General features: G+C 38.0%; 7 protein-coding genes, 1 pseudogene and 1 riboswitch. Of the genes and pseudogenes, 7 read left to right on the top strand and 1 reads right to left on the bottom strand.

Annotation, left to right across the window (positions count from 1 at the left end; translation table 11 throughout):
• Positions 1-645: 645 nt before the first annotated feature.
• From pbp2b to ACMZ6U_RS06820, 4 genes and pseudogenes are all read left to right on the top strand, one after another.
• Positions 646-2787, top strand: a complete 2142-nt coding sequence (gene pbp2b, locus ACMZ6U_RS06805; protein ID WP_416107383.1) for a penicillin-binding protein PBP2B — start codon at positions 646-648, stop codon at positions 2785-2787.
• Positions 2788-2807: 20 nt separating this feature from the next.
• Positions 2808-3404, top strand: a complete 597-nt coding sequence (recR, locus tag ACMZ6U_RS06810; protein ID WP_416107371.1) for a recombination mediator RecR — start codon at positions 2808-2810, stop codon at positions 3402-3404.
• 98 nt (positions 3405-3502) lie between these two features.
• Positions 3503-4526: pseudogene (locus ACMZ6U_RS06815) on the top strand (IS3 family transposase).
• A 246-nt stretch (positions 4527-4772) separates the two neighbouring features.
• Positions 4773-5819, top strand: a complete 1047-nt coding sequence (locus ACMZ6U_RS06820; RefSeq protein WP_416107373.1) for a D-alanine--D-alanine ligase — start codon at positions 4773-4775, stop codon at positions 5817-5819.
• Positions 5820-6008: 189 nt separating this feature from the next.
• Here ACMZ6U_RS06820 and ACMZ6U_RS06825 read toward each other — a convergent pair whose 3' ends face one another.
• Positions 6009-6575, bottom strand: a complete 567-nt coding sequence (locus ACMZ6U_RS06825) for a folate family ECF transporter S component (protein WP_416107375.1) — start codon at positions 6573-6575, stop codon at positions 6009-6011.
• Positions 6576-6653: 78 nt separating this feature from the next.
• Positions 6654-6744: riboswitch (THF riboswitch) on the bottom strand.
• 165 nt (positions 6745-6909) lie between these two features.
• Here ACMZ6U_RS06825 and ACMZ6U_RS06830 point away from each other — a divergent pair.
• From ACMZ6U_RS06830 to ACMZ6U_RS06840, 3 genes are all read left to right on the top strand, one after another.
• Positions 6910-8280 carry a UDP-N-acetylmuramoyl-tripeptide--D-alanyl-D-alanine ligase gene (locus tag ACMZ6U_RS06830; protein WP_416107377.1) on the top strand — a complete coding sequence of 457 codons (1371 nt, stop codon included), beginning with the start codon at positions 6910-6912 and terminating at the stop codon, positions 8278-8280.
• Between the two features lie 6 nt (positions 8281-8286).
• Positions 8287-8973, top strand: a complete 687-nt coding sequence (locus ACMZ6U_RS06835; protein ID WP_416107379.1) for a TIGR02206 family membrane protein — start codon at positions 8287-8289, stop codon at positions 8971-8973.
• Positions 8974-9109: 136 nt separating this feature from the next.
• On the top strand, positions 9110-10654 hold the full coding sequence (locus ACMZ6U_RS06840) for a peptide chain release factor 3 (RefSeq protein WP_416107381.1): 1545 nt from the start codon (positions 9110-9112) through the stop codon (positions 10652-10654).
• Positions 10655-10858 lie beyond the last annotated feature (204 nt).

The following is a 10858-nucleotide window of genomic DNA, read 5'->3' on the forward strand; positions in this document are numbered from 1 at the left end:
ATCGTCTTTTAAGGGCTTTATAACTTTGTGAATACAGGTTCTCAGACAAGACCGTAGTTTGCCTGTCTGTTAGTGGTTTATTGTAAGGGTGGACATTTTGGGTAGAAGTGAGTGTATTTCCCTACAGTTGCCTGATAGTAATCAACTGTTATCTTTTGTTAAAAGCTTCCTAGAAGATATTAGTCTGTTCTTATAGTGTAAAAAAAGGTCTATTTGGACCTTTTTTTGTTGCCACAAAGTAATTTCATTTTTGTATAGCTAAATAATACTCATTGAAAATCAAAATCTGGCGTTGTCACATTTACCTTGATGGATTTCAGCTCTATCTGCAGTTCCTTTCCTTCGAGTATGAATGAACCTTAAGATGGGCTAAACTTGGCTTGTATCAGCAGAGTAGGTAAGGTCAAACAGTCAGTCATTACTGTGATATTTTTGAGTTTTGAACCCCAGAAATTATACGGTAATGCTTATCAGAGTTTATTCAAAATTGATACCTTTATTTTATCGTATTTGGTAAGTTTAGATAAGATGCGTAACAGCTTGCTTAGCAAGTAACAGCGATATTTTCCTCAGCTTGATGTAAGGCTGTTCAAAGTAGCTATTTCTAGTGCTACTGTCTTAGTCATGCCTAAAATCTTTTTTATTATGACGCTTAGAATATCGTTATTAACTAATATTTGTGATAAAATAAAAAGTATCTGTCAGCCATGGAGAAGAAGCTTGAAACATTTATTGTACCGTTTAAAAACTAATTATCTTAACCTCCCTTTGATTGCAAGGAGGCTTTATTTGATTTTCTTGACGGTTGTTGTTTTGTTTACTATTTTAGTGATTCGTCTTGCTGATATGCAGCTGATCAATGAAGATTTTTATGTTCAAAAAATCAGAGCAACAACGACTTATACAGTTTCAACAGCGACAGAACGTGGGCAAATTTATGATGTAAAAGGCAGGTTGCTAGCTAAAAATAAAAGTCAAAAAATTTTAACATTCACACGCAGCAATACTATGACGGCTGAGTATTTAAAGGATATGGCTAATCAATTAGCACAGTTAGTTACCTTGACAGAAACCAAGGTAAGCAAACGCGATAAGATTGATTATTATTTAGCAACCAAAGAACATTTTGATAAAGTTGTCGATGGTCTTGCGCATGATCAAAAGTATGACAAATTTAATAATAGTCTATCCTCTTGGGAAATTTATCAAAATGCTGTAGCAGCAGTTTCTGATCAAGCCATTGAGTTTGATGAAGAAACGTTAAAAAAAGTAGCTATTTTTAGTCAGATGAATGGAACAGCTACCTTTGATACTAGCCGATTAATCGTTGGAGATTTAACAGAGCAGCAACAACAAGCTCTTGCTGATAATGCCGCTACATTGATGGGGATTACAGTAGCAGATGGTTGGGATAGAGAGGATAGTACTAGTAGTCTAGCTCCTTTATTAGGTCGTATTTCTAGTGAAAAAATGGGGCTTCCTCAGGAGGATGCTGCTACCTATCTTAAAAAGGGTTATTCCATGAATGATCGGGTAGGGATTTCATATCTTGAAAAACAATACGAGTCAGTTTTACAAGGTAAGCATCAATCAAAGACGATTACTGTGAATAAGAATGGCAAAGTTATTGATGAGCAGATGACTTCAAAAGGAAGTCGTGGCGATAATCTCAAATTAACTATTGATTCAGATTTTCAAGAAGAAGTTGAGGCTATTCTTCGTCGTTATTATGAGTCGGAAGTAGCTTCAGGAAGTGCTAGTTATTCAGATGGGATTTATGCAGTGGCTATGAACCCTCAAACAGGAGCTATCTTATCTATGGCAGGTTTATCACATCAAAAAGATAGTGGGAAAATAGAGACAAATGCTCTAGGCACTATCAACGAAGTGTTTACACCGGGTTCTATAGTTAAAGGAGCTACTTTGACGGCTGGATGGCAAAATGGTGTCTTGGCTGGCAACGAAACTCTTATTGATATGCCTATTGTTTTTGCTGGGGACAGTACTAGTATTAGGTCTTGGTTTACAAATGGTTCGATGCCTATAACAGCGACACAGGCGTTGGAGTATTCCTCAAATACTTATATGGTCCAACTAGCTCTGCGTATGATGGGGCAAAATTATACTTATAATATGCCATTAACAGAAGCTGGTTACAAGGAAACAATGAAAAAACTTAGAAAAGCCAATGCTGAATATGGTATGGGAACTTCAACTGGGATTGATCTTCCTAACGTTCCAGAAGGCTTTATGCCGAAAAACTATACGGTATCAAATACGTTGACAGAAGCATTTGGGCAGTTTGATAACTACAACACTTTGCAGTTAGCACAATACGCTGCAACGGTTTCTAATAATGGTAACCGAATGGCAGCTCATCTGGTAGAAGGTATTTATGGTGCTCGAGATGATAATAACTTGGGTGAGTTAATCAAAGAGACTGATATTAAATCCCTAAATCAAGTTAATATCACACCAGAACAGATGGCTATTCTTCGTCAAGGTTTCTATGACGTCGTTAATAGTAATAGCAGTCTTGCAACAGGTTCTGATATGAGAGGACGACATACTGTTATTAGTGGAAAGACAGGAACAGCAGAGACTTTTACAAAAGATAACAAAGGTCAAACAATAAGTACGGTAAATTTAAACCTAGTTGCTTATGATCAGGATAATCAAATTGCTGTTGGTATCATGTATCCTAATTCTTCTAATTATCTCTCAAAAATTCATCAATACATAGCTCGTGACATCATTGATTTATATGTGTCTCAGTATGCTCAATAATATTTCTTGGAGGAAACAACGTGTTATACCCAACACCAATAGCTAAATTAATTGATAGTTTTTCAAAATTACCTGGTATTGGTATCAAGACAGCAACTCGTCTAGCTTTCTACACGATTGGGATGTCTGATGAAGATGTTAATGAATTTGCTAAAAACTTGTTAGCGGCTAAACGTGAATTAACTTATTGTTCTGTCTGTGGTAATTTGACAGATGATGATCCTTGTAACATTTGTACCGATGAGAGTCGTGACCAGTCAGTGCTTCTAGTTGTCGAAGAATCAAAGGATGTATCGGCAATGGAAAAAATACAAGAATACCATGGGCTCTATCATGTCTTACACGGACTGATTTCGCCAATGAATGGTGTGAGTCCTGATGATATTAATTTAAAGACACTTATTACGCGTTTGATGGATGGTGCCGTCAATGAGGTTATTATTGCGACCAATGCGACGGCTGACGGGGAGGCGACCTCTATGTATATTTCTCGGGTTCTAAAACCAGCAGGTATCAAAGTTACTCGCCTGGCTCGTGGTTTAGCAGTTGGTTCAGATATTGAATATGCTGACGAAGTTACCTTGTTACGGGCTATTGAAAATCGAACAGAACTATAAAAAGAGAAGAGTCTAAATCGGCACTGCACCCATAAAATGAGGCATAAGAAAAACACTCCTATTGAAAACTAGTGAACTAGAAACAGGAGTGTTTTGTTATGATCAAAAAAGCGTACTCGGTAGAAACTAAGTTAGCCTGTATCGAAATGAAAAAGGCTGGAAAGTCTAACAAAGTTATCAAAGAGACTTTGGGAATCAAAAATAAGAGTCAAATCGACACTTGGATGACATGGTATGAGAAGGAAGAACGCCATCGATTCCACCAACCCGTAGGGAAACAGTACACATACGGCAAAGGGAAGACGCAACTATCTGAAGTAGAACAGTTGAGATTACAGGTGGATCTATTAAAAAAGTATCACAGCTTGATAAGAAAATCGACAAAGTAAGTCTTATCAAGCTTGTGGATGACTATAAGAAAATCTATCCAGTATCCTTTATTTTGGATTGTTTCGGTGTCAAACGCTCAACCTTCTACCGTTGGAAATCTGAGAGTGAGAAGCCTAAGGAGAGAGACGGTCTTGTAGAAAAAATCGAGCAACTTTGTACGGAAAATCGGTTTATCTACGGTTATCGCACCATTACTCGATTACTAAAGAAAAGCCATGGTCTCTTGGTCAATCATAAGAAGGTTTACCGTATTATGAAAGAAAAGGGCTGGCTGTGTCGTACACGTCCTAAGAAGGCGCCCAATTTAGGAAAGCCATACTATGTGACAGATCATAAATTAAATCGCCATTTTCAAGCAAGTAAACCACTGGAGAAACTCATCACAGACATCACTTATCTCTGCTTTGGAATCAGCTGGAATTGTCTCAAGGTGCAGTATTACACAGCGACCAAGGCTCTGTTTACACCTCAAAGGCTTACTTTCAGGCTTGCACGGAAAAAGGCATCATCCGCTCCATGTCCCGTAAAGGAACACCAGCAGATAATGCCTGTATCGAATGGTTCCATTCTGTCCTAAAGTCTGAAACCTTCTATCTCCATAACTGGAGAAACTTAACTAAGGATAGTATAACAGATATTGTCAAAAATGACATCACATTTTATAATGAAACTAGAATTCAACAGCGATTAAACGACTTATCTCCTGTTCAATACAGAAAGTCGGTCGTATAAAAGTGTTTTTCTTGTGTCCCATTATTGGGGTGCAGTGCCATCATATCTAGGCTCTTTTCTTTTTCAAAATCGGTCAGAATTCTTTGACTTAGCTTTGTCTTTTATTGGAATTATGATATGATAAAAAGGATTGAGACCTTACTATAGTCAAAGGACTATACAATAAGGAACGTCAGTTCAACCAGTATCGGTATTTTAGAATTTTGCCGAAAATATTATAAAAAATAATGATAGAAAAGAGTTATTATGGCTAAACAAACATTAGTATTGCTCTATGGTGGTCGTTCGGCTGAACGTGAAGTTTCCGTCTTGTCTGCTCAAAGTGTTATGCGAGCTGTTAATTATGATAAATTCCAAGTGAAGACCTATTTCATTTCTCAAAACGGTGACTTTATAAAAACTCAGGAATTTACCAGTCAGCCTGACGAGACGGAACGTTTGATGACCAATCAGACCATCAAGTTGGAACAAAAAATTAAACCATCTGATATTTATGAAGATAATGCAGTTGTTTTTCCAGTTCTTCATGGTCCAATGGGGGAAGATGGCTCTATGCAAGGGTTCTTAGAAGTTTTAGGAATGCCTTATGTTGGAACAAATGTTCTGTCATCAAGTGTAGCCATGGATAAAATCACGACCAGACAGATTCTTGAATCTACAGGCGTTCCCCAAGTTGCTTACACAGTTTACATCGAAGGTGATGATTTAGAAAAGGCTATCTCAGATAGCTTGGCGACATTAAGTTTCCCTATCTTTGTTAAACCAGCTAACATGGGATCATCTGTCGGTATTTCCAAAGCAGAAGATGAAGCAGAACTTCGTCAAGCCATTAGTGAAGCCCTTAAGTTTGACAGTCGTATTTTGATTGAGCAAGGTGTTAATGCCCGCGAGATTGAAGTTGGTATTTTAGGAAATACAGAAGTTCAAACGACGGAAGCTGGTGAAGTTGTTAAAGATGTTGCTTTTTATGATTACAAGGCTAAATACATTGATAACAAGATTACCATGGCTATTCCAGCTGATATTCCAGCTGATGTGATGACGCAAATGCGTCGTTATGCTGAAAAAGCGTTTAAAGCACTTGGTGGTTGTGGCTTATCACGTTGTGATTTCTTTTATACAGAATCTGGTGATATCTTCTTGAATGAATTGAATACTATGCCTGGTTTTACTCAGTGGTCAATGTACCCATTGTTGTGGGAAAATATGGGACTAGCTTATGCTGACTTGATTGAAGAGTTGGTCAGCTTAGCACAAGAGATGCATGACAAGCGTGAAAGTCATTTGCAATAAAAAAAGTTTCCAGTCGGAAACTTTTTTGTTTGATAAGATCAGCGTAGGATGAGGCGCTGATCGAGATTTATACTGATTTTAATTCAAAATCTGAATATAGAATTATGGTTCGAGTCTCCTTATCCTAGTAAATCGTCTAGATTTACACCTTGTACTTAAATGGTTTCAGATTTAGATTTTCATTGAGATTTAATTTTTGGGGTTTAAGAGTTTGCGGTATTCTGGAATACGGCTTAATTGAGATAAAACAGTCATCGTTACTACAATACGAATCGGAATCTCAAAGATCTTAATCCAACGTCCTGCGATGAATTGTGCCAAAATAGGGATATGATAATAGTATTGGATCAACCAAGGTGTCATGATAAAACTTCCGAGGATAGTAATGACTGTCATGGCTAGAGACACATAAAGCCAGTCTTTCTTAGACGACCAAGAAAATGATTTCCCATAGAAGAATGCTCCGTAGATGAAGCCCAAGATAGCTTCCATAATCGTCCAACCGATGAGGAACATGCCAGCTTTCTCAGAGAAAATAGTATCGACAATATCAAAAATACCCAAGGTCAAAAAAGCGAGTAGTGGTCCAGAAATACTACCGATAATGCTTTCGAGAATAAAAGTGAAACTAAGCACCAATTGTTTTGGGATAATGGTGATGGAAAATCGACCAATCAGATAGCTAAGTGCTAGTAATATCCCGATGGTTGCTAAGCGGCGTACGCTTAGTTTTGGAAAAGCAAATAAAGTTTTCATAATAAAAAAGCTCCTTAAAAAATAGTGGAGCTGTTAAGGTCTATCCAGTCCTCTTTGAGGAGGAACTTAGATATAACTAACAGCGGATGCAATGATTTACCGCACGTTTCGTTTCGTTATGTGACAACATCCCATTCACATACACTTAACGCAAATCATTTACTCTGTTGATTGAAAGAACAATCCTATCCATCATAACATAAGTCTTGAAAATAGCAAGAGGAGATGACTTTTATGAAATAAGTTAGATAAGAAGTCTCTCTTCTCATTGAAAGAGCTTTGGGAAAAATATGATATAATGGAAACATTATTGAACAAGAAGAAGGATTGTAAGATGAGATTGCGATTACATGAGGTTGCCAAAGTTGTTGGCGCTAAAAATGATATCACAGCATTTGAAGATGTAGATTTGAGTCAGATTGAGTTTGATTCACGTAAAATAACTGCAGGGGATCTCTTTCTCCCTTTGAAAGGTACGCGTGATGGTCACGATTTTATTGAAATAGCTTTTGAGAATGGTGCTTTAGCCACTTTTTCTGAGAAAGAAGTTGAAGGCCATCCTTATCTCTTAGTTGATGACTGTTTGACAGCTTTTCAAATCCTCGCCAGTTATTATATCGAGCGTAGTCGGGTTGATGTCATTGCTGTAACAGGATCAAATGGTAAAACAACAACTAAAGATATGATTGCTCAGCTTCTGGCCACAACTTATAACACCTATAAAACACAAGGTAACTACAATAATGAGATTGGCCTCCCTTACACTGTTTTACATATGCCAGATAATACGGAGAAACTTGTCCTAGAAATGGGGCAGGACCATCTTGGTGATATTAAACTTTTATCTGATATTGCCAAGCCACACATTGGCGTTGTGACTCTGGTAGCAGAAGCGCACTTAGAATTCTTTGGCAGTCGTGATAAGATTGCGGAAGGTAAAATGCAGATTACGGATGGCATGGATAGCGATGGTATCTTGATTGCTCCAGCAGATCCGATTATTAACCCCTACTTACCACAAACGCAAACGACCATTCGATTTGGTTCTGATGAAGACATTTTTATTACAGAACTTCAAGAAGCCAAGGAATCTTTAACCTTCAAGACTAATTTTTTAGAAGAATCCGTTTTTCTTCCTGTCACTGGGAAATACAATGCCACAAATGCGATGGTAGCAGCCTATGTGGCTAAATTATTGATGTTATCTGATCAAGATATTTATCAAGCTTTTAAGGATTTAGAACTTACGAAGAATCGTACCGAGTGGAAAAAAGCTGCCAACGGTGCCGATATCCTATCAGATGTTTACAATGCTAATCCAACAGCCATGAAGCTGATTTTAGAGACCTTCTCAAGTATCCCTAAAAATGAAGGAGGTAAAAAAGTGGCTGTACTAGCTGATATGAAAGAATTGGGAGAACAATCTGTCCAACTTCACAATGAAATGATTATGAGTTTGTCTCCTGAGTATATTGATACGGTCTTGTTCTATGGTCAAGATATTGCAGATTTAGCTCAACTGGCGAGTCAAATGTTTCCGATAGGACATGTTTATTATTATCAAAAGACGGCTACAGAGGACCAATTTAGTCATCTTTTAGCAAAGATTCAAGAAATGCTAGAGCCTAATGACCAAATTTTACTAAAAGGTAGTAACTCCATGAAGTTGGCTGATATAGTAGCAAGTCTAGAAAATACTAAGTAGGTACCTATGTTCAACATTATGTCAATCTTAACAGGGACAGCTAGTCATGCTCCGAGAGTAACACCGGTTGTTTACAGTTTTCTTATGAGTTTAATCCTTCTTTCTATTGGTATGACACGGATTTGTTATAAGATACCTGCTTACCAAACATTTTGGAAGAGAGTGCAGTATTGTCAGATTATTGCCTTGTATTCTTGGTATCTCTTAGCTCACTTTGATATCACAGAAGCTCTTCCTTTTTACCATTGCCGCATTGCGACCCTAGCCATTCTCTTTCTACCCAAGGGGAAGTTAAAGGCTTATTTTGCTTATCTGGGAATTGCAGGTGCTATCTGTGCTCTTTCCTATCCTATTTTTGATCCCTATCCATTTCCTCATCTGACCATCTTGTCTTATGTATTTGGACACATGGCCTTGCTAATCAATGCCCTGACTTACCTCTATCAGAACAACTCTAGTGTCCAGCTTTCGTTTAAAAACATTCTTCAAATAACATTTATTATGAATATGGTGATTGGTCTTGCTGACTTGATTTTACAAGCTAACTATGGTTTTTTACGAGAAACGCCTATTTTAGCCAGTCAAAATGGGATCTTAAACGTTTTAATAGTTAGTCTAGTCATCGCTATATTAATGACATTGGTTCAAGCTCTTATGTCAAGGGAAGTTGAACGTTTGGCAGTGAGAGTCTGACTTGCTAGACAGACTTGATTTAGCTATAATAAAAGAGTTGCCACTGGTGCAGCTCTTTTTATGTTGCAGTCAAAGCAAAAATCAATGCAACAACTAATCTAAATCAATCAATTTAACTGACAAGAAAAGGATAACTATGTCAACTCAAGACGAAATTAAACGCCGCAGGACCTTTGCCATTATCTCTCACCCGGATGCTGGTAAAACAACGATTACAGAACAATTACTCTATTTTGGTGGTGAGCTTCGTGAAGCGGGGACCGTCAAAGGGAAAAAAACAGGAAATTTTGCCAAATCTGACTGGATGGACATTGAAAAACAACGTGGGATCTCGGTAACATCATCTGTTATGCAATTTGACTACGCTGGCAAACGCGTCAATATCTTGGATACTCCTGGACACGAGGATTTCTCAGAGGATACCTACCGTACCCTTATGGCTGTGGATGCTGCTGTCATGGTAGTAGACTCTGCTAAAGGTATCGAGGCGCAAACTAAAAAACTCTTTGAAGTTGTCAAACACCGCAACATTCCAGTCTTTACCTTTATCAACAAATTGGACCGTGATGGTCGTGAGCCATTAGATCTTTTGGAAGAATTAGAAGAAGTTCTAGGAATCGCTTCTTATCCTATGAATTGGCCAATTGGTATGGGACGTGCTTTTGAAGGGCTCTATGATATTCATAACCAACGTTTGGAGCTGTATAAAGGTGATGAACGCTTTGCGGAAATTGCTGATGGTGATACGCTTTTTGCCAACAATCCCTTCTATGAACAAGCTAAAGAAGATATTGAGCTTTTAAGTGAAGCAGGTAATGATTTTTCACAAGAAGCTATTCTTGATGGTGATTTAACACCTGTCTTCTTCGGCTCAGCCCTTACCAATTTTGGTGTACAGACCTTCCTTGATACCTTCTTGGAATTTGCGCCAGAACCACATGGTCATAAGACTACTGAAGATAAGATGATTGATCCGCTAGATAAGGACTTTTCTGGATTTGTCTTTAAAATCCAAGCTAACATGGACCCCCGTCACCGTGACCGTATTGCCTTTGTTCGTATCGTTTCAGGTGAATTTGAACGCGGTATGGGTGTTAATCTCTCTCGCACAGGTAAAGGCGTTAAGCTTTCAAACGTGACTCAGTTTATGGCAGAATCTCGTGAAAATGTAGAAAATGCTGTTGCTGGTGATATCATTGGGGTTTATGATACTGGAACTTACCAAGTTGGAGATACCCTAACAGTTGGTAAAAACAAGTTTGAATTTGAACCACTACCAACCTTTACACCAGAGATTTTCATGAAAGTAGCTGCTAAAAATGTCATGAAACAAAAATCCTTCCACAAAGGGATTGAGCAATTGGTGCAAGAAGGTGCTATTCAGCTTTATAAAAACTATCAAACAGGCGAGTATATGCTTGGTGCCGTTGGTCAACTTCAGTTTGAAGTTTTCAAACACCGCATGGAAGGCGAGTATAACGCAGAAGTAGTCATGACACCAATGGGTAAAAAGACTGTACGTTGGATTAAACCAGAAGACCTTGACGAACGCATGAGTTCAAGCCGAAACATCCTAGCTAAAGATCGTTACGATCAACCAGTCTTCCTCTTTGAAAATGACTTTGCCCTTCGCTGGTTTGCAGACAAATATCCAGACGTGGCATTGGAAGAGAAGATGTAGAAGCAGGATAAAAATTGGTAGCTCGTAAACGAGATTAATTTTGTCGTATTGTCCTCACAAGGTGTTCCTAAGAATCTTAGAACCTGTATTCACAAAGTTATAAAGCCCTTAAAAGACGATTAATGTGTGATAGTTTGACAAAAGCAACCTCTGATGATACCGATTTTCAACATCCTTAGCCAATCTTCGAGAGTGGTTCAACCA

The organism is Streptococcus pluranimalium (genome assembly GCF_047785745.1).
GTDB lineage: Bacteria > Bacillota > Bacilli > Lactobacillales > Streptococcaceae > Streptococcus > Streptococcus pluranimalium_B.

Bases quoted from the DNA above. Each gene is read 5' to 3' on its own strand.
- pbp2b (WP_416107383.1), top strand. From the start codon at position 646: ATGACGCTTAGAATATCGTTATTAACTAATATTTGTGATAAAATAAAA.
- ACMZ6U_RS06820 (WP_416107373.1), top strand. From the start codon at position 4,773: ATGGCTAAACAAACATTAGTATTGCTCTATGGTGGTCGTTCGGCTGAA.
- ACMZ6U_RS06825 (WP_416107375.1), bottom strand. From the start codon at position 6,575: ATGAAAACTTTATTTGCTTTTCCAAAACTAAGCGTACGCCGCTTAGCA.
- ACMZ6U_RS06830 (WP_416107377.1), top strand. From the start codon at position 6,910: ATGAGATTGCGATTACATGAGGTTGCCAAAGTTGTTGGCGCTAAAAAT.
- ACMZ6U_RS06835 (WP_416107379.1), top strand. From the start codon at position 8,287: ATGTTCAACATTATGTCAATCTTAACAGGGACAGCTAGTCATGCTCCG.
- ACMZ6U_RS06840 (WP_416107381.1), top strand. From the start codon at position 9,110: ATGTCAACTCAAGACGAAATTAAACGCCGCAGGACCTTTGCCATTATC.